Here is a 26,938-nt window from a genome sequence, read left to right as displayed (position 1 = left end):
GCGCTCGGAGTGACATCTCGATCCATGAACGGCAAGCGGGTACTCGTCACGGGTGGCGCGGGGTTCATCGGGTCGAATCTGGCGAACCACCTCGCCGAAGAGAACGACGTGATCGCGCTGGACGACTGCTACCTGGGCACGCCCGACAATCTCGACGAGTCGGTCGAGTTCGTCGAGGGGTCGGTGCTGGACGACGACCTGCCGACGGACGTGGACGTGGTCTTCCACATCGCGGCGCTGTCGTCGTACGCGATGCACGAGGACGACCCCACCCGGGGCGCGCGGGTCAACGTCGAGGGGTTCGTCAACACGGTCGACCAGGCTCGCCAGGACGGCTGTGATACGGTCGTCTACGCCTCCACGTCGTCGATCTACGGCGACCGCACGGAACCCTCCCCGGAGGACATGCCCGTCACCGTGAACACGGGCTACGAAGCCTCGAAGCTCGCCCGCGAGAAGTACGCCGAGTACTTCGCCAACCACTACGACATGTCCATGGCCGGCATGCGCTTCTTCTCGGTCTATCAGGGGATGGAAGACGGCGCCGAACAACACAAGGGCGAGTACGCCAACCTCATCGCGCAGTTCGCCGACGACATCGCCAACGGCCGCAACCCCGAGATCTGGGGCGACGGCTCCCAGACGCGGGATTTCACCCACGTCGACGACATCGTCCGCGGGCTCGAACTCGCCGCCGACCACGAACTGTCCGGCGTCTACAACCTCGGCACCGGCGAGCAGTACAGCTTCGACACGCTCGTCGACCGCATCAACGCGGAACTCGGCACCGACGTGGAACCGGTCTACGAGGACAACCCCATCCCCGAGGACGTCTACGTCCACGACACGATGGCCGACGCCACCAAGATGCGCGAGGCCACCGGCTGGGAACCCGAGATATCCTTCGAAGAGGGCGTTCGACGCGTCTGTAGCCAGTACCGGTAACCCTTAGCTTAATCCGGTCGCGAGCGAACGGGGGGGTATGTCGGTCCGTGACTCGCTCCGGCGCGGTCGTCGGTTCCTCCTGGGAGACTACCAGTCACAGGTCGCCGCGGGGGCGGCGACGACGGTGGCGCTGTTCCTTCTCGGCGCCGTTGTGGTCTGGCCCGCACGCTCGGTCGGGATCACCGGCGTGATCGCCTCGGCGGTCGGCGGGACGGTGACCGGCGTCGCGCTGGGGCGCAACTGGTTGAGGGGGGCCGCAGTCGGGGCCCGCGCGGTCGTCGTGGGCTTCGCGGTGCTGGGCGTCGTCGTCCCCGTCGGGCTGTTCCTCTCGTTGCGCGCCCAGACCGGCCAGCACTTCTTCTACGTCTCGCCGCTCCTCGGCGGCGTCCTGCTGCTGGTCTCGCCGGTCTGCGCGCTGGTCGGCGGCGTCGCCGGCGCCCTCGGGGCGCAGGTTCGCCGCGCCGTCGTCCCGAGCGAGTACAACCCGCCGGTCTACTGACCCGGGGGCGGTGGCCGCGAACGCCGGTCGGGGCGCCGGATCCACACGGTTTAGGACGACTCCCGTGTAATCGGGGGTATGGACCGACCGGTACACGTCCTCGGCGTCCCGATGGACCTGGGCGCAGACAGGCGCGGCGTCGACATGGGGCCGTCGGCCATCCGCTACGCCGGACTGGCCGACGAACTGGCGTCGCTGGGGATCGACTGCGACGACGGCGGGAACGTCCCGGTCCCCAGCCCGGAACGGACCGAAGCGGACGCCGGCCGCTCCCCTGACGGTCGGACGAAGTACCTCGCCGCCACCGAGCAGGTGTGTCGGGACCTCGCCGACGAGGTGGCCGCGGCCGTCGGAGACGGCCACATCCCGCTCGTCCTCGGCGGCGACCACTCCATCGCCATCGGGACCGTCGGCGGCGTCGCCCGCGACCGGGACCTGGGGATCGTCTGGTTCGACGCCCACGGGGACTTCAACACGCCCACTACGTCGCCCTCGGGCAACGTCCACGGGATGTCCGTCGCCGCGATTCTCGGCCGCGGCGCGTTCGCCGACAGCGACTGGGCGGCGGCCCCCACGGTCGACCCCGAGAACGTCGCGATGGTCGGACTCCGCGATCTCGACGGCGAGGAACGGGAGGCCCTGCGGAAGAGCGACGTGACCGCGTTCTCGATGACCGACGTCGACCAGCGCGGACTGCCCGAGGTAACCCGCGAGGCCGTCGAGGTCGCGGCCGACGGGGTCGACGGCGTCCACGTCAGCCTCGACATGGACTTCCTCGACCCGACAGAGGCCCCCGGCGTCGGCACGCCCGTCCGCGGCGGGGCCTCCTACCGCGAGGGCCACACCGCGATGGAGGTCGTCTCCCGGACGACCGGCTCCGACCTCGCCTCGCTGGAGATCGTCGAAGTCAACCCCATCCTCGACGACCACAACAGGACCGCCGAGCTCGCCGTCGAACTCGCCGTGAGCGCGCTCGGAAAACGGATTCTCTGACTCTCGCCGTCACTCCCGCCGCGACATCGCGACCGCGCCGAACAGGACGACGGCCGCGACGACCGCGGTCACTCCGAACCCGGGACCGAACCCGTCGGTCGCGCCGTCGGTGACCGTCGCGGTCCCGTTCGCGGCCGTGCCGTTCGGCCCGGCGGTCCCGTTCGCGGCGGTCGGGACGCGGGTCCCGTTCGGGGCGGTCGTCCCCGCGGGCGTCGCCGTCGGGGTGTCCGTCCCGCGCAGCGTCGGCGGCGGCAGTTCCGTCGTCGTGACCGCCCGGTCCGTCGGCGTCGCGGTCGGCGTCGGCGACGGGGTGGCGGTCGCCGTCGGCTCGTCGGTCGGGGTCGCCGTCGGGACCGGCGTCCCCGTGATCTCGTCGGCCGGCGGGAGCGTCACCCCGAGGTACTGCGGATTTCTCGGCGGTTTCGACCCGCCGTCGAGCAGCACCCTGCCCACGCCGTAGACCGGGTCGCCGCCGATCCGGTAGGGGCTGTCGTCGGCCGGGTAGTCGAAGCGGCCGTCGCCGTCGTCGTCACGGTGGGCCACGAGGACGACGTTCTCACTGCGGGTCAGCGGGCGGTCGAGCGACACTGTGGGGTCGTGGACCCCCGACTGGAGGTACCCCGAGCGACCGATCAGGTCCTCCCGGGTCACCTGTTCGTTCGGCGGCACGCGGTAGGCCGCCAGGAACCCGCCGTCTTCGAGCGCGACGCGGACGTTCCCGACCCGGTCGGCCTCGCTCGAACTCGCCGAGGCGTACTCTTCGAAGAGGACGGCCGTCGCCTCGGCCGACCCCGTCGTCAGCAGCGTCTCCGAGCCGTCGATCTGGGCGATGGAGGCGGTGTACCGCGCGTCGTCGCGCGCGTCGCTCAGGTCGATGTCGACGCCGAAGCTCCCGTCGTCGTCGACGGTCGTCCGCGCGCTCGTCCTGTAGTCGCGGTCGAGCCCCGTGACGTTGACCGTCAGGTTCGTCCCTGGCGCGAGGTTCGTCTCGCCGGCGACCCGCTGGCCGGGTTCGGCCGCCCGGACGAGGATCCCGCTGTCGGCGTCGTAGCTGTACTCGCGGGCCGCGACCGTGTAGTCGACCGCCGTCGTCGTGTCAGACTCGGCGATGTGACTGCCTCCGGTGAACGTGTAGGTCGCCCGGCCGGGCCCGCGGAACCCGCGGTCGAGGCCCTCGCGGACCGCCACGCGCCGCAGGTCGGCGGTCACGTACAGCGTCTCGCTGTCCGGGTCGGGGATCACCCGGGCGGTCCCGTCCGTCACGCTCCCGCGGACGTCGACGGCCGACTCGCAGTCGCCCGACGAGGTGATCGACAGGTCGAACGGACCGTCCTCACCCGTCGCGGCGAGGAAGTTCGCCTCGCTGGTCGCGCCGCCCTGGGCGGCCATGAGCCCGTAGACCCCGCTCGCGTTCAGCCGGTAGACCATCGTGTCGCCGAGCGCGGCCGCCGGCCCGTCGTCGGTCATCGGCGGCTCGGTGACCAGCCCGGACTCGCGGGCCGCGACGAGGTCCCCGTCGGTGTCCAGTTCGCCGAAGCGGTCGCCCGGCGCCCGCAGGAGCGTCGTGTCGCCGACCGCGGGGTCGTCGATGGTCAACCGCTGCGTGGTCGTCCCCGACCGCGTCTCGACGGTCACGTCGTAGGCGCCGACCGGCATCGGCGCGCCGGTGACCGACTCCCTGTCCTCGACGGCCACGCGGTCGTTGTCGCCGGCGGTGTACGCGAGGCCGGCTACCGCCGTCTCGTTGCCCGCGAGGTATGTGTTGACGTACAGCTCCGCCGGCTTGCGCCCGTCGTTGTTCGCGAACGTCAGCGAGACGTTGAACTCGCCGCCGACCGACTCGATGCGGACGGTCCCGGTCTCGCCGCGCGTGATCCCCGTCTCGATGGCCGCGATGTCGCCCCGGGCCACGTCCATCCTGGGCGCGTCCGGGTAGCTCGCCAGCGAGTGGCCGCTCGCCGCCGACGCGGTCGAAGCGCCACCGGGACCGCTATCCCCGCCGTCGCCACCGGCGGACGCCGCCGGCCCGATAGTCCCGCCGCTAACGACCGGACACTGCGTTCCGCCACCGCCCGCGTTCGCCGGCGCCGCGGGCTGTGTCGCCGGTCCGGCGGCCGCGAACGCCGGTATCGCCGCGGTCCCGGCGACCGCCACCGCCAGGACGAACAGTACTCCGAGCGTCGAACCGCCGCGTCTCTCGAACATCGTGATCGTGAGCTCCCCCGTCGCTGTCCGGGAGTCCGCCCGACTCCGGCAAAGTTCTTGTGCCCCTCCACGGGTGAGCGCGCCGCTCGACGGCGAGAACGGCGAAAACGGGATGTGTCGACAGAACCGCTCTACTCGGCGTCCTCGGCGTCGACCTCGTCGACGGACTCGGGGACCACGTCGACGCTGGCGACGCTGTCGCCCTCCTCGAGTTTCATGACGACGACGCCCTTGGTGTTGCGGCCGACCTCGCTCACGTCGCCCGCGCGGATGCGCATGATCTGGCCGCGCTCGCTCATGATCATCAGGTGGTCGTCGGCGCTGACGGCCTTGACCGTGCTGACGGGGCCGTTGCGCTCGTCGGTCTTGATGTCGATGAGCCCCTTGCCGTAGCGGGACTGGCGGCGGTACTCCGAGAGGGGAGTGCGCTTGCCGTAGCCGTTGCGGGTGACCGTCAGCAGACACCGGTCGTCCTCCTCGTCGGTCGCGACCATGCCGGCGACGCGGTCGTCGCCCTGGAGGTCGATCCCGCCGACGCCGCGGGCGTTGCGGCCCATCTCGCGGGCCTCGCTCTCGTCGAAGCGGATGGTCATGCCCTGCTCGGTGGCGATGACGAGATCTTTCGTCCGGTCGGTCACCTCCACGTCGACGAGTTCGTCGCCCGCCTCGAGGTCGGCGGCGATGATCCCCGTCGAGAGGATGTTCTCGAACTCCTCGGCGTTGGTCCGCTTGACGTAGCCGTTGCGAGTGACCATCGCGATAGACTCCTCGGGCTCGAAGTCGTCCGTGTTGACGACGGCGGTGATCTCCTCGCCGTCGTCCAGGTCGATGAGGTTCACGGCCGATTTGCCCCTCGCTGTCCGGCTCATCTCCGGGATCTCGTAGGTCTTGAGCTTGTAGACCTGCCCCTGGTTCGTGAACGAAAGGAGGTAGTCGTGGGTGTTGGCACGGAACACCTTCGAGACGCGGTCGCCCTCCTTGGGGTCGGCGCCGATGATGCCCTTGCCGCCGCGGCCCTGCGGGTCGAAGCGGTCGACGGGCATCCGCTTGATGTAGTCGTCCTCCGTGATGACGACGACCACGTCCTCCTCGGGGATGAGGTCCTCGTTGGTGATCTCGTCGCTCTCGACGAAGTCCGTCCGGCGCTCGTCGTCGTACTCGGCTTTCATCGCCTCCAGCTCCTCCTTGATGACCGCGAGGAGTTCGGACTCGTCGTTCAGAATCGTCTCCAGGCGCTCGATCTCCGCCTGCAGGTCCTCGTACTCGCTCTCGATCTCGGCGGCCTCCATCGAGGTGAGCGAGCCGAGCTGCATCCGGACGATGTGGTCGGCCTGGTCGCCCGAGAAGTCGAAGGCCGTCTGCTCGTCGAGGTGCTCGAACTCCGCGTCCAGTTCGCCGAGGTCGACCTCGCCCCGCAGCGCGGCCTTGGCCTGGTCGCGGTCCTCGGAGTTGCGGATGAGGTCGACGACCGCGTCGACCTGCTCCAGGGCCTTCAGCCGGCCCTCGAGGATATGCGCGCGGTCCTCGGCCTCCGCGAGTTCGTACTCCGAGCGCCGGCGGACGACGCTCTTGCGGTGGTCGAGGTACTCCTCCAGGGTCTCCTTGAGTGTGAGCACCTGGGGCTGGCCGTCGACCAGCGCGAGGTTGATGACGCCGAAGGTCGACTCGAAGTGGTGTTTCTTCAGCTGGTTCTCGACCACGTCGATGTTGGCGCCCCGCTTGAGTTCGATGACGACGCGGACGCCGTTGCGGTCCGACTCGTCGCGCAGGTCCGAGACGCCCTCGATCTTCCCCTCGTTGACGTCCTCGGCGATGCGCTCGACCATCCGCGCCTTGTTCTCCTGGAAGGGGATCTCCGTGAGGACGATCTTCCCGTCCTCCCGGTCGAGCTCGTACTTGGCGCGGACGGTAACTCGCCCGCGGCCGGTGGTGTAGGCGGAGTGGACGGCCTCGCGGCCGACGATGGTGCCGCCGGTCGGGAAGTCCGGGCCCTTGATCGGGCCGGCGGTGCCGTTGCCGCGGCCGTCGCGGGTGTCGACCAGGTCCTCCACGTCGCAGTCGGGGTTGTCGATGAGATGGACGACGGCGTCGACGACCTCGCCGAAGTTGTGCGGCGGGATGTTCGTCGACATGCCGACCGCGATGCCGGACGAGCCGTTGATCAGCAGGTTCGGCACCTTCGCGGGCAGGACCTCCGGCTCGGTCAGCCGGTCGTCGTAGTTGGACTGGAAGTCGACGGTGTCCTTCTCGATGTCCGCGAGCATCTCCTCGGCGATGGGGGCCATCCGGGCCTCCGTGTAGCGCATGGCCGCCGGCGGGTCGCCGTCCATCGAGCCGAAGTTCCCCTGGCCGTCCACGAGGGGATAGCGCATCGAGAAGTCCTGGGCCATCCGGACGAGCGTGTCGTAGATGGCGGAGTCGCCGTGGGGGTGGTAGTCACCCATCGTCTCGCCGACGATCGACGAGGACTTGCGGTGGGACGTGTTGCTCGTTACACCCATCTCGTGCATCGCGTAGAGGATGCGCCGGTGGACGGGCTTGAGCCCGTCGCGCACGTCCGGCAGCGCCCGGCCCGCGATGACGCTCATCGCGTAGTCGATGTAGCTCTGCTCCATCTCGTTCTCGACGCGGACGCGGTCGACCTCCGCGGCCGGCGTCGCGTCGGAGTCGGGTACGTCGGAACTCATCGTGTCACCTCCCGTCGGTCGGCGTCGGCCGCCGCTCGGTCGCGCCGGGTCATATGTCCACCCACTCCGCCTCGGGCGCGTGGTCCTTGATGAACTGCTTGCGGGGTTCGACGGCGTCGCCCATGAGGACGGAGAACATCTTGTCGGCGGCGGCGGCGTCCTCGATGGTGATCTGTTTGAGGATCCGCTGGTCGGGGTCCATGGTGGTGTCCCACAGCTGCTGGGGGTTCATCTCGCCCAGGCCCTTGAACCGCTGGACCTGGCTGGGGTTGCCGTCGCACTTCTCGGCGACGATCCGGTCGCGTTCCTCGTCGCTCATCGCGTCGTAGGTCTCGCCGTTGTACCGGATGCGGTACAGCGGCGGCTGGGCCGCGTAGATGTAGCCCGCCTCCAGCAGCGGCCGCATGTGGCGGTAGAAGAACGTGAGCAGTAGCGTCCGGATGTGCGCGCCGTCGACGTCCGCGTCGGTCATCAGGATGATCTTCTCGTAGCGGGCATCGTCGATGTCGAACTCGTCGCCGATGCCGGTGCCGATGGCGGTGATCATCGCGCGGATCTCGTTGTTCTCGAGGATGCGGTCCAGCCGGTGTTTCTCGACGTTCAGAATTTTCCCGCGGATGGGGAGGATGGCCTGGAACTCGGGGTTGCGGCCCTGTTTCGCGGAGCCGCCGGCCGAGTCACCCTCGGTGATGAACAGCTCGGCCTCCTCCGGGTCGCGTGTCTGGCAGTCCGAGAGCTTCCCCGGCAGCGCCGTCGAGTCCAGCGCGGACTTCCGGCGGGTCAGCTCCTTGGCCTTCTTGGCGGCCTTCCGAGCTTTCGCGGCCTCGACGGCCTTCTGGACGATGACCTCGGCCGTGTCGGGGTTCTCCTCGAAGTAGGTGCCCAGCCCCTCGTGGATGGCCGACTCGACGATGCCGCGGACCTCGCTGTTGCCGAGCTTCGTCTTGGTCTGGCCCTCGAACTGCGGGTCGGGGTGTTTGACGGAGATGACGGCGGTGAGCCCCTCGCGGATGTCCTCGCCCTTGAGGGTGCCGTCGATCTCGCCGAGCAGACTGTTGTCCTCGGCGTAGTCGTTGACGATGCGGGTCAGCGCGGTCTTGAAGCCGGTGAGGTGGGTGCCGCCCTCGCGGGTGTTGATGTTGTTGGCGAAGGCGTGGATCGACCCCTGGAGTTCGCTGGTGCCCTGCATCGCCACTTCGACGTGGATGTCCTGCTCTTCGTCCTCGAAGTAGACGACCTCCTCGTGGAGGGGCTCTTTCGTCTCGTTGAGGTACTCGACGAACTCCTTGATGCCGCCCTCGTAGCGGAAGGTGTCCTCCGTCCCGTCCCGTTCGTCGGTCAGCGTGATCTCGACGCCGGAGTTGAGGAAGGCGAGCTCGCGCAGCCGCGACTCCAGCGTCGAGTAGTCGTACTCCGTGGCCTCGAAGATGCCGGTGTCGGGCCAGAAGCGGATCTCCGTCCCGGTCCCCTCGTCGTCGTCCATGTCGCGGACGCGTTCGAGCCCGTCCTGGGGGGCGCCCTGCTCGAAGGACTCGCGGTAGACGGCGCCGTCGCGCTTGACCTCGACCTCCAGCCGTTCGGAGAGGGCGTTGACGACGGAGACGCCGACGCCGTGCAGGCCGCCGGAGACCTGGTAGGACTTGTTGTCGAACTTGCCGCCGGCGTGGAGGACGGTCATCACCACCTCGACGGCGGGCTTGTCGTACTTCTCGTGGGTGTCGACCGGGATCCCCCGGCCGTCGTCGGCGACGGAGACCGACCCGTCGTCGTGGATGGTGACCGAGATGCTGTCGCAGTATCCCGCCAGCGCCTCGTCGATAGAGTTGTCCACGACCTCGTAGACCAGGTGGTGCAACCCCCTGTCGTCGGTGGACCCGATGTACATCGCCGGGCGTTTGCGCACGGCCTCCAGCCCCTCCAGGGCCTGGATCTGCTGTGCGCCGTACTCTTCAGACTCCCGTGACATAGAACTGTGTCCCGATAGTACACCGGCTCCCTTAAAGCTCTCGCACGCGCGCTCGCGCGTATATCGCCGCAGTCGGCTCTACTATGGTCGCCCCCATGCCACTCGGACCACCCGGGCCGACACCCCATCGCCGGGGTCGAACCCCCGGGGGTTGCCCCGCCGCGTTTCACTTTCACCCCGCTGGCGAACGCCTTTTAAGCCGTCCGGCAGTAGGGGGTCGCACGGATGACATCGGAACAGCCGGACCTCGGCGGGGAGGAGATCGCCGAACGGTTGGCCGAGAGCCAGCGGTCGATCTCCATCGCCGAGTTCTTCGAGAAGAACAAGCACATGCTCGGGTTCGACAGCGGCGCCCGGGGGCTCGTGACCGCCGTGAAAGAGGCGGTCGACAACGCCTTGGACGCCTGCGAGGAGGCGGACATCGCCCCGGACGTCTACGTCGAGATCCAGGAGGCGGGGGACTACTACCGGCTCATCGTCGAGGACAACGGGCCGGGGATCACCAAGGAGCAGCTCCCCAAGGTCTTCGGGCAGCTGCTCTACGGGTCGCGGTTCCACAAACGGGAGCAGAACCGCGGCCAGCAGGGGATCGGCATCTCGGCCGCGGTGTTGCACGCCCAGAAGACGAGCGGCAAGCCCGCCAAGATCACCTCCCGCACGCAGGGCGACGAACAGGCGCAGTACTTCGAGCTCATCATCGACACCGACGACAACGAGCCGGAGATCAGCGTCGAAGAGACGACCACCTGGGAGCGGCCCCACGGGACGCGCATCGAGCTGGAGATGGAGGCGAACATGCGCGCCCGCAACCAGCTCCACGACTACATCGAGCACACCGCGGTCGTCAACCCCCACGCCCGCATCGAGCTCCGGGAGCCGAGCGAGCACATGAAATACGAGCGGGTGACCGACCAGCTCCCGGCCGAGACCGAGGAGATCCGCCCCCATCCCCACGGGGTGGAGCTCGGGACGCTCATCAAGATGCTCGAGGCCACCGACTCGTACTCGGTGTCGGGCTTCCTCCAGAGCGAGTTCACCCGCGTCGGCGGCAAGACCGCCGACTCGGTGATCGACAACTTCCGTGACCGGCAGTTCGGCCGCGAGATGGCCTGGACGCCGCCGAAGGCCCACGAGCCGGCCGACGTGGCCCGCGCGCTCGACGCCGCGGTCGCCAACAAGGGCGCCGAGGCGACCGCCGAGTTCGCCGACCGGGTCGCCGACGCCGTCGACGGCTACGACCGGGTCGCCCACCACGAGTTCCGCGACCTGATCGACGACGTGGCCGACGACATCGAGGACAAATACGACGTCACCTTCGGCTCGACCGTCCGCGAGAACGCCGTCGACGCCGGCTGGGCCGCCGTCGTCGGGACGGGTGAGGCCGTCGACCCCGGCGAGGACGCCGACGAGTACGACCACCTGCGGGGGGACCTGTACGCCGTCGTCGACGAGGTGACCACCGCCCAGAAGGACGACGCGACGGTCCAGGGGGTCGCCGACCGACTCGCGCCGAAGTTCGGCGACAGCGACGACGCCCGTCACCGGTTCACCCGCGACGAGATACGGGAGTTCGTCCGCCGCGCGGCCGACGCCACCGAGGAGTACGACGACGCGACCTTCGGCGAGACGGCCCGCGAGAACGTCGTCGAGGCGCTGTGGGACCGGGCCCGTCGCGTCCCCGACGACCCGCCGAACGTGAACGAAATCACGGGCGACCGCGACACCGCCAGCGAACTGCTGGAGGCGATGCGCGAGACGGACATCATCTCGCCGCCGACGGACTGCCTCTCGCCCATCCAGTCCGACCTCATCGAGGAGGGGCTGCGCAAGGAGTACGACGCCGACTTCTACGCCGCGTCGACGCGGGACGCCTCGGTCCACGGCGGCGACCCGTTCGTCGTCGAGGCCGGCCTGGCCTACGGCGGCGACATCGAGGCCGAGGGCAAGGCGGAGGTGATGCGGTTCGCCAACCGCGTCCCGCTGGTCTACCAGCGGGGCGCTTGCGCGACGACGGACGTGGTCAAGGACATCAACTGGCGCAACTACAACCTCGACCAGCCCGGTGGGTCGGGCATCCCGAACGGCCCGGTCGTGGTCATGGTCCACGTCGCCTCAACGAACGTACCGTTCACCAGCGAGTCGAAAGACGCCGTCGCGAACGTCCCCGAGATGGAGTCGGAGATCGAACTCGCGGTGCGCGAGGCGGCCCGCGAGCTGAAATCCTTCCTGAAGAAGCGCCGGTCGATGCAGCAGCGCCGCCAGAAGCAGGACAAGCTGGCGACGATCCTCCCGGAGATGGCCGAGAAGCTCTCGGCGGTCACCGACAACGAGGACCTGGAGATCGACGACACGCTCGCCCGGATCATGAACAACGTCCTCGTCGAGCGCCAGCGCGACGGCGACACCGTCCGACTGGTCGTCGAGAACAACTCCGACCGGGCGGCGGACGTGGAGATCACGGACATCGTCGCCGGCAGCGAACCCGTCCTCGCCAACGGCGACGCCAGCGTCGTCGAGATGGACGGCGAGTGGTTCGTCAAGTGGTCGACCTCGGTGTCGGCCGGCGACGAGGCAACTCTGGAGTACGACGCGGGCACCGACGCGGAGTTCGACATCTCCGTCGACGGGATCGAGGACGAGCGGGTCACTATCGACGCATAAGCGCGCAGACACCGACACATACCAATGAGCGCAGACACAGACACCGACGCCGACGCGAGAGAACAGCTGATCGACCTGGCCGAGCAGTTCTACGAGCAGTTCGAGGGCGGCGACGTGCCGAAGATGAAGATTCCGACCCGGACCAAGTCCAACATCGAGTACGACGAGGACAAGGACGTCTGGGTGTACGGCGACCGCGAGAGCACCCGCACCGCCAAGACCATCTCCGGCGCGGAGAAGCTGCTGAAGGCCACCTACACCATCGACTTCCTCGCCCGCCAGCTCGACGAGGACCGCTCGTCGACCCTGCGTGAACTCTACTACCTCAGCGAGTCGTGGGACGTAGACGAGGCGCAATTTAATAGCCAGGACGAGTCGAACAACCTCATCGAGGACCTGGAGATCGTCTCGGAGGTCAAACGCGAGGACTTCCACATGCGCCCGGAAGAGTCGGGCGCGAAGGTGATGGGCCCGCTGCGGATCCGCGAGCAGACCAACCGCGGGGACCGCGAGATCCACTGCCAGGACGACGTGGGCCAGGGCGGCTACCAGATCCCCAACAACCCCGACACCATCGACTTTCTCGACAACGACGCCGAGTTCGTCCTCTGCGTCGAAACCGGCGGCATGCGCGACCGCCTCGTCGAGAACGGCTTCGACGACGACCACGACGCCCTGATCGTCCACCTCGGCGGCCAGCCCGCGCGGGCGACCCGCCGGCTGACCAAGCGGCTGCACGACGAACTCGACCTGCCCGTCGTGGTCTTCACCGACGGCGACCCGTGGTCGTACCGCATCTTCGGGTCGGTCTCCTACGGCTCCATCAAGAGCGCGCACCTCTCGGAGTACCTCGCCACACCGGAGGCGCAGTTCGTCGGCATCCAGCCCGAGGACATCGTCGAGTACGACCTGCCGACCGACCCGCTCTCGGACTCGGACGTCAACGCCCTGGAGAGCGAACTCGAGGACCCGCGGTTCCAGTCCGACTACTGGGAGGAGCAGATCGAACTGCAGCTCGAGATCGACAAGAAGTCCGAACAGCAGAGCCTGGCCTCCTACGGCCTGGACTTCGTCACCGACACGTACCTGCCCGAGCGGCTCGACGAGATGGGCGTGCTGTGACGACAGGGACACCTCGTCTCTGACAGTCGTCCGGTTCGACGTGCGAGTGTCTCAGTGATCTCTGTTGGCTGGGTCGTGGAGAGAAGTCGTATCGGAGTGGCCGCGCTCGCCGGTAACCGCTGAAAGCCTTCGGCGCGCTCGCGGTCGCTGTCTCCGAAAACCGAAGATTTTCGGGGTCGGGCGAGAGCACAGCTCTCGCAGCCCTCGCGGATCTCCGATTCGCTCAGTGACGAGAGAGCTTCGCTCTCTCGAACCAGGCGGGATATCCGCGCTCTCGGCACCGCCCGCTCACGGCACAGCCGTTCGCTTCGAGGCGCCCAGCCCCTCGCACCGCGCGGATACGTTGCCCGCTCAGTCGACTCTCGGCGCGAGCGCGCCTCGCCCGTTCAGTCCGCCGGGAGAGCACGCTCTGACGGCCCTCGGAATCGCAAGCGATTCCGAGACGACAGCGCACGCCGACCGCACCGCAACAATTCTCACCGGATCGCTCCAGAGTGTCTCAGTGGGCACTCACGACGCAGACTCGGCGGGCTCAGACCCGGCGGTAGTCGCCCAGGCGGGTCCCGTCGAGGAGGTACGCCTGGCCGTCGACCAGCCCGTCGGGGAGGAACGGGGCGAGGAACTCCTGGCCGGCGACGTTGACCCAGGTGCCGCCGGACAGGTCGTTGAACCCCGGGCAGACGACGAGTTCGCCGTCGACACTGAGGTCGTCGCCGTGGAACTCCCGGAAGGGTTCGGGGTCGAGGCCGCCGCGGAGCCACACCCGCTCCACGCGGGCGCCGCCGACCTCGTCTTCGAGGCGCACGACCGGGTGTTCGTGGCCGACGCAGACGGTGTCGGCGGCGAGCACGTCCGGACTCGGCCAGGTGTGGCCGTGGGCGAACCCGACATCGCCGAGGCGGACGCCGTGACCCGGCGTGACTTCGGCGGGCTGGTCGATCCGTTCGAGGACCGCCCCGGCGTCGCCGTCGTGGTTGCCCTTGACGAGCGTGACCGGCAGGTCGGGCAGCGCGTCGAACAGCGCGCGGACCTCCTCGCGCTCGTCGCGGCCGGGGTCGCCGATCGAGTGCCCGAGGTCGCCGAGGAAGAGGAGCCGGTCCGGCCGCTCGGCGTCGACGAGCGCCCGCAGCGACTCGCGGCGGTCGGGCGCGTGGTCGGGGAGTTCGACGCCGTCGCTGCGCAGGCCCGCCTCGATGCCGGCGTGGAAGTCGGCGACGACGAGCACCCGCTCACCGCCGCAGGTCGCGACCGCCGCGGGCTCGTCGGGGATCGGTTCGACGCCCATCAGATCGGCTTGTACACGTCGTCCTCGGGCTCGTAGCAGCGACCGCCCATCAGCGCGTCCTGGATGGCCTCCCGGACCGCCTCCTCGGCGGCGCCGGTCCGCGCGGTCACCGCGTCGACGATCTCGTCGGCGTGGGCGCCGTCGCCGTCGTCGTGTTCGGCCATCGCGTCCATCACCGCGTCCTCGATGTCGACATCCTCTGCCGGCTCCTCGCCGTCGGCTGATTCGACCTCGTCGGTGGCGTCCGCCTCCGACTCCGGCTCGGTGTCGGTCGCCGGTTCGTCGGTCGCCCCCGTCGCCGGTTCCTCCGCCGTCTCGGTGGCCGTCTCGCCCGCGTCCGACGCGGGCTCGCTCGTCCCGGTGTCGGATTCGGCCGCCGCCGACGCCGACTCGCCGGCCCCGGCCTCCGCTTCGGCCTCGCCCTCTGCCTCGGCGAGTTCCTCGGGGTCGGGCGTCTCGATGTCGGCCTCGCCGGGGTCGCCGACCTCCGTGCCGCTCTGGAAGCTCGTTCCGTACTCCTCTTCGATCTCCTCGCGCTCCTCCTCGTCGAGTTCGAACTCGCCGTCGAAGTCCTCCAGGTCGTCGTCGCCGTCGGAGTCGGCGCCCGTGTCTACCGCATCGGCGCCGGCGTCGAGACCGATATCGTCGCTCCCGCCGCTCTCGCCGGCCGGAGCGGGGTCGGCATCGACGGCGGCGGACTCCGTCGACGCGGACCCGGACGGTTCGGCCTCGGCCCCGGTCGCTCCCTCCGCACCGACCGGTTCGGATTCGGCAGATGCCGGCTCGGAGTCGGCGGAGGTCGGTTCGGAGTCGGCCACAGAGGCCCCGGCCTCGTCCGTCCCCCCGCTCGCGGTGTCGTCGCCGGTCGTCGCTTCCGTCCCGGCCGCGTCGGTTCCGGCGTCCCCCGAGGCGGTGCCGGAGGCGGCCGACGGCTCCGCCTCGACCGGGCCGCCCAGATCCGTCGTCTCGCCGCCGACGCTCGCGGTCACGTCGAGCGCGGCCAGCGTCGCGAGGTCCGCCTCGCCGGACGCCCCGGGCGAGGCGGAGTGGGGTTCGACCTCCTCGCGCTCGCCGGCGACGACCTCGGCGGCCTGGACCGCCGTGTTCCGGACCGCGTCGAGGTAGGCCGCCGTCGTGCCGTAGTGGTCGATGGCCAGCGGGATCCCCGCGGCGAGCCCGGTGTCGACGCCCTCCGCTTCGAGCGCCGCGCGGAGTTCGTCGCCCTGCTGGTCGCGCGCGAGCGCGTCGGCCATCGTCCGCACGCGGTCGAGCGTCTGGCGGGCGGTACCGACCGTCCAGCGGTCGCGCGTCTCGGCGTCGACCTCGTTGACGTTCTCCGGCCGGATCGAGGTGTAGGTCACGTCCGAGTCGTCGGGCTGGAAGGTACGGGCCTTCCCGGTGACGGCGACGAACAGCGGCGGCTCGGCGCGCTCGAAGAAGGCCCGGGCGTCGGGCTGGTACTGGCCGGCGTAGACGACGAAGGCGCCAGTCGGGTCGACGACCCGGGCGCGGAGCACGTCCTCGCTGGCGTTCTCGACCTCGGTCAGGACGCCGACGACGAACAGCCGGTTGATCCGGCCGCCCGTCGGCGAGACGACGTAGTTCGGGGCGCGCTCCTCGTCGCTCTCGGAGTAGGAGAAGTCGGCGTCGTCGAACTCCGCGGCGAACACGCGGTAGGCGACCTCCCGCCGGCCCGCGCCGCCCTGGTCCTCCGATCCGCTCATGGCCGGACCTCCGTCAGCAGGTCGGCGGCGCGACTCGCCGGGTCGTCGTCGGTCTCGTCGAACGACCGGGCGTTGAGGTTGGCGCCGTACTCGTCGACCGACAGCGACCCCCGGACGACGAACTCGCGACCGACGAGCGTCTCGCGGATAGCGTCGGCCACGGCTTCCTGGTCCATCTCGTCGCGGGCGTGTTCCTTCGCGTCCGCCACGTCGCCGCCGTAGACCTCCTCGGTGAGTTCGTCGTCGAGGATGGCCGTCACGGTCCCGGTGCCGTCGTCGAGGATGGCCTTGATGCGCAGGTCGTCGACGCCGTCGACGGCGCCGTGGCTGCGACACTGGCCATTTTGAACGACGCGGCCACACTCCGGACAGCGCTCGATGAGGCCCGAGCCGTCGCGGACGGCGATGACGTTGCCGACCAGCTCCACGTCGAACAGCCCCCCCGACTCGATGGCGTCGCGGACCGCCAGCCGCGGGGCGTCCTCGGTCGCCTCGACGGGCCGGTCGAGCGCTTCCACCTCGGTGAACTCCGAGACGTTCACCGACGGAGCGCCGCGGAACTCGCGGACGAACACGTCCTCCAGGCGGACGGAGGCGCCCTCGGTGATCGCGTCGTGAGGATCCCAGTCGGTGAACGGGAGACGGGTCGTCTCGTCGGCGAAGATGCCGCTGAGGATCTCCGTCTCGCCGTCGCGGCCGTCGATGGTCTTGGTCTCGACCTCAAGGGCCCGTACCTCGACGTTGCGGCCGCGGTCCCCGGGTTCGAGTTCGGCGAGCGTCGAGTCGCCGCCGACCGGGAACGCCACGTCCAGGTCCTCGTCGGCCAACTGGATGGTCGTGCTCTCGCCGAGGTTGAGTTCCGGTTCGCCCTCCCACTCGCGGATGCCGGCGTTGCCGGCGGTGATGGTCTGGCCGGCCTGCAGGCCGAAGTCGTCCCAGGCGGTGTAGGAGATCTTGCCGGTCTCGTCGGCGATCTCCCCCTCGAAGATGACGTGGTCGCTCCCCTGGTAGCGGATCGACCGCTTGCCCACGGTGAGGACTGTCCCGGTGACGGTCAGGTTCGAGTCGCCGGTTGTGATCTCGGCGATGGACTTGGTGGTGGGGTCGCCGCCGTCGTCCGAGCCGTCGCCGTACTTCCGGCGGAGGCTGTCTTTGGCCTCCTCGACGGGGACGCTGTACTCCACGAGGTTCTCCAGGTCGCGTTTGACCTCCGTTTTGTCGACGCCGAGGTCGGAGGCGAGCTCCTCGGCATGGTCGTCTAAGCTCATCACCGGACCTTGTGGTGCCCCGGTGAAAATCGTTCCCGTCGGGTGGCACCGCTGCGCCCGCCCTCGCCCCGGCCGACGCGGCTCGCCACGGACGGGTCGGTCCGCGGCGGAGCTGTCATCGCGAGTTACGGATTATTGCAAGCGTTGACCGGGTCGACCGCACGACTGCGTGCGGTCGATCCCGGAATGACTTGCAATAATCCGTAAGTGACTTTCGCGGCAGCTATTTACCGTCCGACGGTCGAGTCGGGTGTATGCAACCTCCGACCTTCCGGGGGAAGCCGTCGGACGCCCACGTGCTCTGGCGGCGGTCGGGGGCGGGTGCGGACGGGCCCAAGCGGTTCGACGAGGCCCACCTCCGCGAGTGGTGTTCGGCCAGGGGCATCGACTTCGAGACCGACAGACGGGTCGACCACGAGCGGGCCGACCAGCCGCGCGAGCAGTACCGCTGCGTCTTCGCCTGGTCGGACGCCGAGAGCGAGTCGTTCGACATGGGCGACGACGAGTGGGAGATCGCCACCCAGGAGACGCCGCGCACATTCCTCGAGATCGACGACGCCGGCGAGGCGCGGCTGAAGTCGTGGACCGACGAGTACGTCTTCGACATCGAGGAGCTGTGGACCGACGGCGACGCGGTCGTCTTCCGCGCCGCCGGGGTCGACGGCGCAAAACGCCTCGACGCCCGGAAGCTGACCGAGCGACCGGAGTGACCGACGGGCGGGGCGAGGTGGCCCCAGCGGTCGCGCGCCGGCCGACCCCGTACCCACATCGAAAGCGGTTTTCCCGCGAGCGCGTAGCTACCGGGTATGCACGTCGTCGTCAACGCGGCCATGAGCGCCGACGGGAAGCTGTCGACCCGGGAGCGCGAACAGGTCGAGATCAGCGGCCCCGCCGACTTCGACCGGGTGGACGCCCTGCGCGCCGAGAGCGACGCCGTCATGGTCGGCGTCGGCACGGTGCTGGCCGACGACCCCTCGCTGACCGTCGACGACGACGCCCGCCGCGAGCGCCGGCGCGACGCCGGCAAGCCCGAAAACCCCGCCCGCATCGTCGCCGACTCCCGGATCCGCACGCCCACCGACGCGAGCGTCCTCGACGACCGCGCCGAGACCGTCCTCCTGACCAGCGAGGCCGCCCCGCAGGACTTCGTCGCCGAGATCACCGAGGCCGGCGCGGAGGTCATCTCGACCGGCGAACAGCAGGTCGACCTCCCCGAAGCCCTTGCCGAACTGGAGTCGCGGGGGGTCGAGCGGCTGATGGTCGAGGGCGGGGGCGAACTCATCTTCTCGCTGTTCGCCGCCGACCTGGTCGACGAGCTCTCGACGTACGTCGGCGCCGCCGTCATCGGCGGGTGGAAGGCCCCTACCCTGGCCGACGGCGACGGCTTCGTCTCCGACTTCCCGGAGCTGTCGCTGCGCGACGTGGAACGGATCGACGACGGCGTCCTGATCCGCTGGGACGTGCCCTGAGCGGCTCCGGTCCCGTCGTCGGTCGTAGGCTACCGCGACTACCGCGAGAAGCGTCTCATACGGCTTATTGCAAGTCATTCCGGGATCGACCGCACCCAGTCGTGCGGTCGCCCCGGGAAACGCTTGCAATAAGCCGTATCAGTGGCTGTGGCCGGTCAGTTCCGCGAACGAGCGGCCGAACCGCTTCTCGAACAGGTCGAGGGTCAGTTTCTCGGTCTCGGCGACCTCGTCGCTGGGCTCGCCCTCGCTGTGGTGGGCGGCGCTGTGGATGCGCTGTGCGAGGCCGAACATCGCGATGTCGCCGACGACCTCGGGCGGTGACTCGTCCTCGCTCTCGGCGAGCATCTCGACCAGCACGGTCGGCACTTCGAGTTCGTCGGTCGCGTCGTCGGTCTCGAGCGTCAGCGTGACCGTCTCGGATTCTGCCATGGCCTCCGTTGGGAGAGCCGACGTATGACTCTGGTGGATGCGTGCGGGCGGTTCGCGCGACAGAACTAAGCCCCGGACGACGCAACCCGGCTCCATGACGGACCCCGTGCCGGACTCCGGTCCAGTCGGCCGTGCGGACGCATGGCTCCGGTCTAGCCGCACGGCGTGGTACCTCTCGCTGATCGTTAGCGCTTGCCCGGTCGCTCCTGGCAGTCGGCCTCTCCGGAACCGGTATCGGGACTGCCCTCGCTGACGGTGTGGTGTTCGCGGCGGTATTCGTCGCCGCGTACGCCCTGTTCGACCGCTTCGTGTGAACGCCGTCGTCAGTCGTCGGCTTCGGCCGCGGCCTCGGCGCCGCTCTCGGCGGACAGTTCGCGTTCGAGGTAGGCGTCGGCGTCCATCGCGGCCTTGCAGCCCATGCCGCCGGCGGTGATCGCCTGCTGGTAGTGGTGGTCGACCACGTCGCCCGCGGCGAACAGCCCCTCGACGCCGGTGGCGGTCTGGTTGCCGCCCTCGCCGCCGAGCGTGCTGACGTACCCCTCGTCGTCGAGTTCGACGCCCGTGTCCTCCAGGTAGTCGGTGTTCGGCGTGTGGCCGATGGCGACGAAGACGGCGCCCACGTCGAAGTCGAACTGCTCGGTCTCGTCGTCGTCGAGGTTGTCCTTCGGGTAGCCCGACTCGTTCTGGGCGAGCGTCACGTGGTCGACGCCCTCCTCCTGGGAGCCGTGGACCTCCAGCAGTTCGGTGTTTTTCATGATCTCCACGTCGCCGTCATCGACCTTGTCCATCAGCCGGTCGATCCAGTAGTCCTCCGCCCGGAACTCCTCGCGGCGGTGGACCAGATAGACGGTGTCGGCGAAGCGCGTCAGGAAGTCGGCCTCCTCGAAGGCCGCGTCGCCGCCGCCGACGACGAGCATGTCCTCGCCGCGGAAAAAGGCGCCGTCGCAGGTCGCGCAGGTCGAGACCCCGAAGCCCATCAGGTCGTCCTCGCCGGGGACCCCCAGGGTGCGGGCGCTCGCGCCGCTGGCGGCGATGACGGCGTCGGCCGTGTACGTGTCGCCCGTGTTGACTTCTACCTCGAACGGGCGCGTCTCGTCGTCGACGTCCTCGACGATCCCGTGGGTGATCTCGGCGCCGAACTGCTTGGCCTGCTCTTTCATGTCGTTGACCAGCTCGGTGCCGCCGACGCCGTCGGGGAACCCGGGGTAGTTCTCCACGTCGGTCGTCAGGGTGAGCTGGCCGCCGGGCTCGTCGCCCTCCAGCACGAGCGGGTCGAGGTTCGACCGCGCCGCGTAGATGGCGGCTGTCAGCCCCGCGATGCCCGAACCCGCGATGATCAGCCGTCGATGGTCGGCCGTCTCTGAACTCATTGCTCGCCGGTAGTGGAGCGCGGGGTATTTAGCTTGCGCTCGCCCGCCACCGCCGCACAGCCCCGAAACCCCCCGAAACCGCTTGGTGTCGTCGCTCTCGTCTTTGTCGGAGCGTACTACCGTTCAGTCCAGACAGTAGGTGTTGCGGTGAGCGGTTGCGGTGCGGTCGGCGCGCGCTGTCGCGGCCTCCGTGCCGCGACGTAGCCGCGCGAGGGATGAGCGACGATAGGAGCGAATCGGCTGGGGAGGTATGTGGCTGTCTGCGGTGTCGTGCGGGGCAGTCTGCGGTGCGGTCCTGGCGGACTGAAAGGGCGAGGCGCGCTCGCGTGCAGTTCAGTCACCTGAGCGACCCCTACCCGAAGCGGCCGCAGGCCGCGAGGGTATGTCGCTCAGCGACCGCGAGCGCGCCGAGGGCTTTCAGCGCTTACTGTTTCTCGCGGTCGATCCTCCAGTTAGCGAGCGCGCCGAGGGCTTTCAGCGCCTGGTGTCGCCTGCGGTCGCTCTCGAATAACTTCCCTCCACAGCGGAACAACCAGAAACCACTACTCAACTCGCACACCGAACTGACCATCGTCGACTCGCGTCCGAACGCTTAGGCCCGCGGGCACACTCCACTCCGGGTATGCCCGCCGACCTCGAAGAGAAGACCGACCGCTACGAACGGCTGCTCGCGGAGGCGCTCGACGCCGCCGAAGTCGCACCGCCGGAGGGGACCCCGATGGCCGACGCCGCCGCCGAGTGCGAGGAGATGGCCCGCTCGTATCTGGAGGACGGTCGCCACTTCCGCGACGACGACGACCCCGTCAACGCGCTGGCCTCCTTTTCGTACGGCCACGCCTGGCTCGACGCCGGCGCCCGGATCGGCCTGTTCGACGTGCCCGAGGACGGCCATCTGTTCACGGTCTGACCGGGACCGGGAGACCTCAGTCGATAGCGTCTCGGATCTGTGTGAGGTACGCTTCGAACACGTCGAGCTGGTTCTGGAGAGAAGTATAGACGGCTTCGTCGTCGATGTCTGCGCCGTACTGGTGTGTGAGGATGTTTCGGAGTCCGGCAGCGCGCGCCATCCGGTCGGCCGTGGCGTCGTCTAAGACCTCTTGGGCTTCGAGGCGGCGGAACACGTCCCGGTTCGTCTCCGGGACGGCAATGTCTTGCGACCGGAGTAGCATCTCGCCGATATCGATACAGGCTTCGATCGCGGTCTGGAGCTCCCGTTCGACGACGGCACGGTCCTCTCGGCTATCCCGGTACTCTTCGAACGACAGCGAATCGCGTTTTTCGGCGAGTAATTCGACCGCATCCCGGACGTACGACGCTTTCTCCACGACCCGCCGTCTCGTCGGCTCGTCCATCCTACACCACTCGTCTGAGGTCTCCGAGTATGTCGTCGAACGAGTCGAGCGGTGCCTCGTCGGCTTCGGCGTCCGGCGCCGCGAGCAGGTCGCGAGCCCTGTCCAGCGACCCGTACACGACCACTCCATCGCGACGGATCGAGCGCCGGAGTTCCGGCGGCGAGTCGGTGATCGGAACGACATCGATGTCGTCGGTGCCGAGCGCGGCCGACAGCGCGTCGATCAGCGACAGGCGCTCGCGAGTCCGCTCCGACGGGGAATGTGTCCCCTTGAACGCGACCCCGAGGTCGATGTCGCTCCGCCCGTGGTCATCGCCGCGCGCGACTGACCCGTAGAGGACCCCGACCGATACCGGGGCGGCGTCGAGAACACGGCGAACGGCCTCCAGATCCACGCCGGAAATCTCGTCTCGCCGCTCCATACCCCTTCGTTGTCAGCCGACGGTAATAAACGTTCGAGCGGGAGACGATGTGCCGAACGCCCGTGGGACCCTCCTGACGAGGTGGGTTCCGACCTCGTTTCGTCCCGTCAGTCTGTGTTCGGACGGACACCGCCCTCTCGCGAATTTCAGCCGTGATTCCCGGGGCTCCGGGTTTAAGTGACTCGCCGGGATAGTTGGGGTAACACCCTCCGGGGGCACTCATGTCACGGGAAGCGACGGACGGACCGGACGGGCGACTCGCGGCGTTCCAGCGGTGGCTCTCGCGGGCGGCGGGGGCGCTCACCGGGTCGCGGATCCACGTCCCCGACTACGACCCCGCCCGCCACGGGCGGCTCGTCGCCGACGACCCGCCGAGCGGCGGCCGCGAGGTCGACCGCTACTGGCTCAACGCCCCCTTCGCCTACGTCTCCATCGCCTACGACGACGACGAGAACGAACACCGCTACCGCGTCGTCGAGCCGAGCCTCGACGAGACCGAGCGGGAGTTGCTCCACCGCGTGTTCGACGACATCCGCGACCCCCTCCTCTATCGCGACGACGTGAGCGACGACCCCGCCGACGCCCTGCGGGAGGAACTGCGCCAGCGCCTCGAGGAGTACGGCGTCGACGTGCCGACCGAGACGTTCTACCGCCTGTTCTACTACCTCCACCGCTCCTTTCTGGGATACGGCAAGCTCGACCCGGTGATGCACGACCCCCGCGTCGAGGACATCTCCTGCGACGGGTCCGGCCTCCCCGTGTTCGTCTACCACGAGGAGTACACCGACGTGGAGACGACCGTCGTCTTCGAGCGCGAGGAACTCGACGACTACGTCGTCCAGCTCGCCCAGCGGTCGGGCCGTCACGTCAGCGTCTCCGACCCCGTCGTCTCGACGACGCTGCCCGACGGCTCCCGGATCGAGCTCGCGCTCGGCGAGGAGGTCACGCCGCGGGGTTCGGCCTTTACCATCCGGAAGTACGCCGAGGAGCCGTTCACGCCGGTCGACCTGATGAACTACGGCACCTACGACGCCCGGATGCTCGCCTTCCTGTGGCTCTGCATCGAGAACAACAAGAGCCTCATCTTCGCCGGCGGGACCGCGGCGGGCAAGACCACCTCGATGAACGCCGTCTCGATGTTCATCCCGCCCCGCTCGAAGGTCATCACCATCGAGGACACCCGCGAGCTCTCGCTGTACCACGAGAACTGGCTCTCGTCGGTCACCCGCGAGCGCATGGGCGACGGCGACATCACGATGTACGACCTGCTGCGGTCGTCGCTGCGCCACCGCCCCGAGTACATCGTCGTCGGCGAGGTCCGCGGCGAGGAGGCCATCACGCTGTTCCAGGCGATGAACACCGGCCACACCACCTTCTCGACGCTGCACGCCGACTCCGTCCAGACGGTCATCAACCGGCTGGAGAACGAACCGATCAACGTCCCGCGGCCGATGGTCCAGTCGCTGGACGTGCTGAGCGTCCAGGTTCTGACGCGGTCGGACGGCGAGCGGGTCCGCCGCGCCCGGACCATCGCCGAGATCGAGGGCATCGACCAGCGGACCGGCGAACTCGACTACTCCAACACCTACAACTGGGACGGCACCGCCGACACCTTCACCCGCAACAACAGCGAACTCCTGGAGGAGATCCGCGAGGAGCAGGGGTGGACCCGCGCCGAGCTGTTGCGGGAACTGCGCAACCGGCGGCGGTTCCTGACCTATCTCCAGGAGAACGACATCACCGACTACCGGCGGTTCACGGCGATGGTCAACAAGTACTACGCCGACCCCGACGAGGTCGTCGCCATGATCGACGAGGCCGACGTGACCGTCGACGAGGGGACCGACCCGGGCGCCGGGGACGGGGCCGGCCCGGCGGTCGGTGAGGGCGCCGACCAGGCGGCAGGTCACGGAACCGACCCGGCGACCGGCGACCAGCCATGAGTTCGGTCGTCGGGCTCGCGCCGCTGGTCGTCGCGCTGGGGCTGGCCGCGCTGGTCCCGCTGTCGTCGCTCCACCCCGGCCTCGACACCCGGTTCACCCGGACGGCGCGGCGCTACTTCGGCCGGTACGTCCCCGACGAGGCGCCCGACCGACGGCGGCACCTCAGGGAAGCGTACGTCGCCAAGACGTACCGCACCTACGCGGCCGAGACGTACCTCGTGACGGTCCTCGCGGCGATGGCCGGCGCCATCGTCGGCGTGTACGTCTTCGGCGGCGTTCTGCTCGTGCTCCCGGCGGTCGGCGAGTTCGTCCAGGGGTTGCCCGACGCCATCGCGAACACGCTCGGGCGGCCGGAACTGGAGCCCGAGTTGACCCCGAACCAGGTGTTCGCCGTGGTGACCGCCGGCGGCGCGGTCTCCGGGCTGGCCGTCGCCGGGTTCACCTACTGGTACCGCTGGGAGCGTCTCCGGAGCACCGCGGAGGTCCGCCGGCGCGGTATCAACGAGGGACTGCCGCGGACGGTCGCGTTCGTCTACGCGCTGTCGCGAGGCGGGATGTCCACCCCGGCGGTGATGCGGACGCTGGCCGAGAACCGCGACGTGTACGGCCACGGTGCCGACGAGATCTCCGTCGCCGTCCGCGAGATGGATCTCTTCGGCCGGGACATCATCACCGCCGTCCGGAACGTCTCCAGGCGCACCCCGAGCGAGGAGTTCAAGACCTTCAGCGAGAACCTCGCGAGCGTCCTCCAGAGCGGGCAGAACCTCCCCGGATTCCTGCGCGACCAGTACGAGCGCTACCGGGAGGAGGCCACCGACCGCCAGGAGAACATCCTCGAACTGCTGGCGACCATCGCCGAGGCGTACGTCACCGTCCTCGTCGCCGGCACGCTGTTCCTGATGACGATCCTCCTCGTCTTCGGGCTGACGACGGCCCAGACGATCAACTTCCTGCGCCTGCTCGCGTACGTGATGATCCCGCTGGCCAACGTCCTGTTCGTGATATACCTCTCGGGAAAACTCGACCTGCTGGGCGTCGGGAGCGGGAGCGAGACGGGCGCGCTCGCGGCGTCGATCCGCGGCCGGGGTGGGCTCCCGGGCGCCGGCGGGTCCGGGACCGATCCGGCGGCCGACGGGGCGGTCACTGACGGTTCGACGGCCGACGGGGCGGTGACCGACGGCGGGTACACGGCGTCGTCGACACTCCGCGAGCAGCTGGCGGCGTACGACTCGCTCGCCCGCGTCCGGGCCCTGTTCGACCGCCCGGTACAGGCGCTCATGCAGCGGCCGACCGCGATCCTCTACGTGACCGTCCCGCTCGCGGCCCTGTCGATCGCGCTCCGGGCGCCGGACGCGTTCGGCACGGGCGGCGTCCAGGTCCGGGCGCTCGACGACGTGTTGATCCAGGCGACGCTGCTGGTGGTCGGCTCGTTCGCGGTCGTCTGGGAGGTGTACAGCCGGCGGATCCGCAAGCTGGAGGCGGCGCTGCCCGAACTCCTCGAACGGCTCGCCAGCCTCAACGAGGCCGGGATGTCCGTCGTCGAGGGGTTCGAGCGCGTCCGCGAGAGCGACCTGGGCGTCCTCTCCGTCGAGGTCGAGCGCATCCACCGTGACCTCACCTACGGCGCGAACGTCGACGACGCCTTGCGGCGGTTCGGCCTGCGCGTCCGCACGACCGCGACGACCCGCGTCGTCACGCTGCTCACGAACGCCCTCCGCGCGAGCGGCGACCTCGCGCCGGTCCTGCGGATCGCCGGCGAGCAGGCCAACACCGAGCTCAAACTCCGGCGCAAGCGCCGCCAGCAGATGTTCACCTACCTGATCGTCATCTACATCTCCTTCCTGGTCTTCCTCGTCATCATCGTCGCCGTCCAGGAGGTGCTCGTGCCGAGCCTCCCGAACAACGTCCCGACCCCCGAGAACACCGACCGCCTCGCGGTCAACGTCGACGCGTTCGCCCGCTTCGGCCAGGTGAACAAGGCGGCCTACACCCTCGTCTTTTTCCACACCGCCATCGTCCAGGCGGTCCTCTCGGGCTTTATCGCCGGCCAGCTCGGCGAGGGCTCGCTCAAACACGGCGCCAAACACGCGGCGATCATGCTCGCGGTCGCCTACGGCGCGTTCCTGCTGCTGTCCTCCCCGGTCGCGCAGGTCACCTTCGACGACCAGACGATGGCCGGCGAGACCGTCACCGTCGACTCGGTGTCGCTCTCGGAGGGCGGCTACGTCACGGTCCGCGCCCGGAGCGCCGACGGCGAGATCGTCGGCCACAGCGCGTACCTCGCGGCGGGCGGCCACGAGGACGTGCGGATACGCCTCGAATCGACCTACAGCGACGAGATGGAACTGTACGCCGTCCCCCACCTCGACACCGACGGCGACGAGCGGTTCGGTTACACCGGCGGGGCCGTCGACCGCACCTACCCCGAGGAGCGCACCCGGATCTACGACGTGGCGACCGTCCGGCGGCCCGACAGCGACGGGACCCAGTCCGTCGAATTCCTCCAGCGTGGGGTAGGGCGAACGGAACCTGTGGGGCCGACGAGGCTGGCGGACCGGCTCGGGGTCGGCAGCTTTTAGCCCGCCGAGGGACCTACCGA

The 26,938-nt window shown here is 69.2% G+C and carries 21 protein-coding genes; 11 read left to right on the top strand and 10 right to left on the bottom strand.

Features of this window, described 5'->3' with window-relative positions; genetic code table 11:
• The first annotated feature begins 24 nt into the window (after nt 1-24).
• From ACMGFG_RS02810 to rocF, 3 genes are all read left to right on the top strand, one after another.
• Nucleotides 25-945: an NAD-dependent epimerase/dehydratase family protein gene (locus ACMGFG_RS02810; protein WP_436928837.1), complete on the top strand. Its 921-nt coding sequence runs from the start codon at nt 25-27 to the stop codon at nt 943-945.
• A gap of 37 nt (nt 946-982) precedes the next feature.
• The gene (locus ACMGFG_RS02805; protein WP_436928836.1) at nt 983-1,444 is read left to right on the top strand and encodes a hypothetical protein; all 462 of its coding nucleotides are present in this window, start codon (nt 983-985) and stop codon (nt 1,442-1,444) included.
• A 78-nt stretch (nt 1,445-1,522) separates the two neighbouring features.
• Entirely contained in the window at nt 1,523-2,437 is a 915-nt protein-coding gene (gene rocF / locus ACMGFG_RS02800; RefSeq protein WP_436928835.1) for an arginase, read from the top strand.
• A gap of 9 nt (nt 2,438-2,446) precedes the next feature.
• On the opposite strand, the gene ACMGFG_RS02795 is transcribed toward rocF, so the two are convergent.
• From ACMGFG_RS02795 to gyrB, 3 genes are all read right to left on the bottom strand, one after another.
• Nucleotides 2,447-4,642, bottom strand: coding sequence for a DUF7282 domain-containing protein (locus ACMGFG_RS02795; RefSeq protein WP_436928834.1), 2,196 nt, complete (start codon nt 4,640-4,642; stop codon nt 2,447-2,449).
• A 131-nt stretch (nt 4,643-4,773) separates the two neighbouring features.
• Nucleotides 4,774-7,329, bottom strand: a complete 2,556-nt coding sequence (gyrA, locus tag ACMGFG_RS02790; RefSeq protein ID WP_436928833.1) for a DNA gyrase subunit A — start codon at nt 7,327-7,329, stop codon at nt 4,774-4,776.
• A 49-nt stretch (nt 7,330-7,378) separates the two neighbouring features.
• Nucleotides 7,379-9,295 carry a DNA topoisomerase (ATP-hydrolyzing) subunit B gene (gene gyrB, locus ACMGFG_RS02785; protein ID WP_436928832.1) on the bottom strand — a complete coding sequence of 639 codons (1,917 nt, stop codon included), beginning with the start codon at nt 9,293-9,295 and terminating at the stop codon, nt 7,379-7,381.
• Between the two features lie 225 nt (nt 9,296-9,520).
• Here gyrB and ACMGFG_RS02780 point away from each other — a divergent pair, with 225 nt between their 5' ends.
• Both ACMGFG_RS02780 and ACMGFG_RS02775 read left to right on the top strand, forming a co-directional pair.
• Nucleotides 9,521-11,956 (top strand): DNA topoisomerase VI subunit B, encoded by a 2,436-nt coding sequence (locus ACMGFG_RS02780; RefSeq protein ID WP_436928831.1) that lies wholly within the window; start codon nt 9,521-9,523, stop codon nt 11,954-11,956.
• Between the two features lie 24 nt (nt 11,957-11,980).
• A complete protein-coding gene (locus ACMGFG_RS02775) occupies nt 11,981-13,078 on the top strand; it encodes a DNA topoisomerase IV subunit A (protein WP_436928830.1) in 1,098 nt (365 codons plus the stop codon).
• Between the two features lie 532 nt (nt 13,079-13,610).
• Here ACMGFG_RS02775 and ACMGFG_RS02770 read toward each other — a convergent pair.
• From ACMGFG_RS02770 to ACMGFG_RS02760, 3 genes are read right to left on the bottom strand one after another with little or no spacing between them, the layout of a single operon-like run.
• On the bottom strand, nt 13,611-14,363 hold the full coding sequence (locus ACMGFG_RS02770; RefSeq protein WP_436928829.1) for a metallophosphoesterase: 753 nt from the start codon (nt 14,361-14,363) through the stop codon (nt 13,611-13,613).
• A complete protein-coding gene (locus ACMGFG_RS02765) occupies nt 14,363-16,087 on the bottom strand; it encodes an RPA family protein (RefSeq protein ID WP_436928828.1) in 1,725 nt (574 codons plus the stop codon). Before ACMGFG_RS02765 ends, ACMGFG_RS02770 begins: the two co-directional genes overlap by 1 nt.
• Nucleotides 16,084-17,355 (bottom strand): Single-stranded DNA binding protein, encoded by a 1,272-nt coding sequence (locus ACMGFG_RS02760; protein ID WP_436928827.1) that lies wholly within the window; start codon nt 17,353-17,355, stop codon nt 16,084-16,086. Before ACMGFG_RS02760 ends, ACMGFG_RS02765 begins: the two co-directional genes overlap by 4 nt.
• 254 nt (nt 17,356-17,609) lie before the next feature.
• On the opposite strand from ACMGFG_RS02760, the gene ACMGFG_RS02755 reads away from it, so the two are divergent.
• A complete protein-coding gene (locus ACMGFG_RS02755) occupies nt 17,610-18,065 on the top strand; it encodes a hypothetical protein (protein ID WP_436928826.1) in 456 nt (151 codons plus the stop codon).
• Between the two features lie 96 nt (nt 18,066-18,161).
• Nucleotides 18,162-18,824 (top strand): 2,5-diamino-6-(ribosylamino)-4(3H)-pyrimidinone 5'-phosphate reductase, encoded by a 663-nt coding sequence (locus ACMGFG_RS02750; RefSeq protein ID WP_436928825.1) that lies wholly within the window; start codon nt 18,162-18,164, stop codon nt 18,822-18,824.
• Nucleotides 18,825-18,962: 138 nt separating this feature from the next.
• Here ACMGFG_RS02750 and ACMGFG_RS02745 read toward each other — a convergent pair whose 3' ends face one another.
• Both ACMGFG_RS02745 and ACMGFG_RS02740 read right to left on the bottom strand, forming a co-directional pair.
• Nucleotides 18,963-19,253 carry a DUF7545 family protein gene (locus tag ACMGFG_RS02745; RefSeq protein WP_436928824.1) on the bottom strand — a complete coding sequence of 97 codons (291 nt, stop codon included), beginning with the start codon at nt 19,251-19,253 and terminating at the stop codon, nt 18,963-18,965.
• Between the two features lie 323 nt (nt 19,254-19,576).
• On the bottom strand, nt 19,577-20,623 hold the full coding sequence (locus ACMGFG_RS02740; RefSeq protein ID WP_436928823.1) for an NAD(P)/FAD-dependent oxidoreductase: 1,047 nt from the start codon (nt 20,621-20,623) through the stop codon (nt 19,577-19,579).
• 382 nt (nt 20,624-21,005) lie between these two features.
• Between ACMGFG_RS02740 and ACMGFG_RS02735 the strand changes: the two genes are divergently transcribed.
• Together ACMGFG_RS02735 and ACMGFG_RS02730 are read left to right on the top strand one after the other, a co-directional pair.
• Nucleotides 21,006-21,134, top strand: a complete 129-nt coding sequence (locus tag ACMGFG_RS02735; protein ID WP_436928822.1) for a hypothetical protein — start codon at nt 21,006-21,008, stop codon at nt 21,132-21,134.
• A 111-nt stretch (nt 21,135-21,245) separates the two neighbouring features.
• Nucleotides 21,246-21,530: a DUF357 domain-containing protein gene (locus tag ACMGFG_RS02730; protein ID WP_436928821.1), complete on the top strand. Its 285-nt coding sequence runs from the start codon at nt 21,246-21,248 to the stop codon at nt 21,528-21,530.
• A gap of 16 nt (nt 21,531-21,546) precedes the next feature.
• On the opposite strand, the gene hepT is transcribed toward ACMGFG_RS02730, so the two are convergent.
• A complete protein-coding gene (gene hepT / locus ACMGFG_RS02725; protein ID WP_436928820.1) occupies nt 21,547-21,975 on the bottom strand; it encodes a type VII toxin-antitoxin system HepT family RNase toxin in 429 nt (142 codons plus the stop codon).
• 1 nt (nt 21,976) lies between these two features.
• Nucleotides 21,977-22,396 (bottom strand): type VII toxin-antitoxin system MntA family adenylyltransferase antitoxin, encoded by a 420-nt coding sequence (mntA, locus tag ACMGFG_RS02720; protein WP_436928819.1) that lies wholly within the window; start codon nt 22,394-22,396, stop codon nt 21,977-21,979.
• A gap of 221 nt (nt 22,397-22,617) precedes the next feature.
• On the opposite strand from mntA, the gene ACMGFG_RS02715 reads away from it, so the two are divergent.
• On the top strand, nt 22,618-24,339 hold the full coding sequence (locus ACMGFG_RS02715; protein WP_436928818.1) for a type II/IV secretion system ATPase subunit: 1,722 nt from the start codon (nt 22,618-22,620) through the stop codon (nt 24,337-24,339).
• Nucleotides 24,336-26,918 (top strand): type II secretion system F family protein, encoded by a 2,583-nt coding sequence (locus ACMGFG_RS02710; protein ID WP_436928817.1) that lies wholly within the window; start codon nt 24,336-24,338, stop codon nt 26,916-26,918. The genes ACMGFG_RS02715 and ACMGFG_RS02710 overlap by 4 nt, the downstream gene beginning before the upstream one ends.
• Nucleotides 26,919-26,938: the final 20 nt, after the last annotated feature.

It is taken from the genome of Halosimplex halobium (genome assembly GCF_051414055.1).
Taxonomy (GTDB): domain Archaea; phylum Halobacteriota; class Halobacteria; order Halobacteriales; family Haloarculaceae; genus Halosimplex; species Halosimplex halobium.
This window is presented reverse-complemented; position numbering and strand designations above follow the sequence as displayed.

Excerpts from the sequence above, each read along its gene's own strand:
- ACMGFG_RS02710 (WP_436928817.1), top strand. The coding sequence starts at position 24,336 with ATGAGTTCGGTCGTCGGGCTCGCGCCGCTGGTCGTCGCGCTGGGGCTG.
- gyrA (WP_436928833.1), bottom strand. The coding sequence starts at position 7,329 with ATGAGTTCCGACGTACCCGACTCCGACGCGACGCCGGCCGCGGAGGTC.
- ACMGFG_RS02755 (WP_436928826.1), top strand. The coding sequence starts at position 17,610 with ATGCAACCTCCGACCTTCCGGGGGAAGCCGTCGGACGCCCACGTGCTC.
- ACMGFG_RS02810 (WP_436928837.1), top strand. The coding sequence starts at position 25 with ATGAACGGCAAGCGGGTACTCGTCACGGGTGGCGCGGGGTTCATCGGG.
- ACMGFG_RS02750 (WP_436928825.1), top strand. The coding sequence starts at position 18,162 with ATGCACGTCGTCGTCAACGCGGCCATGAGCGCCGACGGGAAGCTGTCG.
- ACMGFG_RS02775 (WP_436928830.1), top strand. The coding sequence starts at position 11,981 with ATGAGCGCAGACACAGACACCGACGCCGACGCGAGAGAACAGCTGATC.
- ACMGFG_RS02715 (WP_436928818.1), top strand. The coding sequence starts at position 22,618 with ATGTCACGGGAAGCGACGGACGGACCGGACGGGCGACTCGCGGCGTTC.
- ACMGFG_RS02730 (WP_436928821.1), top strand. The coding sequence starts at position 21,246 with ATGCCCGCCGACCTCGAAGAGAAGACCGACCGCTACGAACGGCTGCTC.
- ACMGFG_RS02765 (WP_436928828.1), bottom strand. The coding sequence starts at position 16,087 with ATGAGCGGATCGGAGGACCAGGGCGGCGCGGGCCGGCGGGAGGTCGCC.
- mntA (WP_436928819.1), bottom strand. The coding sequence starts at position 22,396 with ATGGAGCGGCGAGACGAGATTTCCGGCGTGGATCTGGAGGCCGTTCGC.
- ACMGFG_RS02780 (WP_436928831.1), top strand. The coding sequence starts at position 9,521 with ATGACATCGGAACAGCCGGACCTCGGCGGGGAGGAGATCGCCGAACGG.
- gyrB (WP_436928832.1), bottom strand. The coding sequence starts at position 9,295 with ATGTCACGGGAGTCTGAAGAGTACGGCGCACAGCAGATCCAGGCCCTG.
- hepT (WP_436928820.1), bottom strand. The coding sequence starts at position 21,975 with ATGGACGAGCCGACGAGACGGCGGGTCGTGGAGAAAGCGTCGTACGTC.
- ACMGFG_RS02760 (WP_436928827.1), bottom strand. The coding sequence starts at position 17,355 with ATGAGCTTAGACGACCATGCCGAGGAGCTCGCCTCCGACCTCGGCGTC.
- ACMGFG_RS02745 (WP_436928824.1), bottom strand. The coding sequence starts at position 19,253 with ATGGCAGAATCCGAGACGGTCACGCTGACGCTCGAGACCGACGACGCG.
- ACMGFG_RS02740 (WP_436928823.1), bottom strand. The coding sequence starts at position 20,623 with ATGAGTTCAGAGACGGCCGACCATCGACGGCTGATCATCGCGGGTTCG.
- ACMGFG_RS02805 (WP_436928836.1), top strand. The coding sequence starts at position 983 with ATGTCGGTCCGTGACTCGCTCCGGCGCGGTCGTCGGTTCCTCCTGGGA.
- ACMGFG_RS02770 (WP_436928829.1), bottom strand. The coding sequence starts at position 14,363 with ATGGGCGTCGAACCGATCCCCGACGAGCCCGCGGCGGTCGCGACCTGC.
- rocF (WP_436928835.1), top strand. The coding sequence starts at position 1,523 with ATGGACCGACCGGTACACGTCCTCGGCGTCCCGATGGACCTGGGCGCA.
- ACMGFG_RS02795 (WP_436928834.1), bottom strand. The coding sequence starts at position 4,642 with ATGTTCGAGAGACGCGGCGGTTCGACGCTCGGAGTACTGTTCGTCCTG.
- ACMGFG_RS02735 (WP_436928822.1), top strand. The coding sequence starts at position 21,006 with ATGTCGCTCAGCGACCGCGAGCGCGCCGAGGGCTTTCAGCGCTTACTG.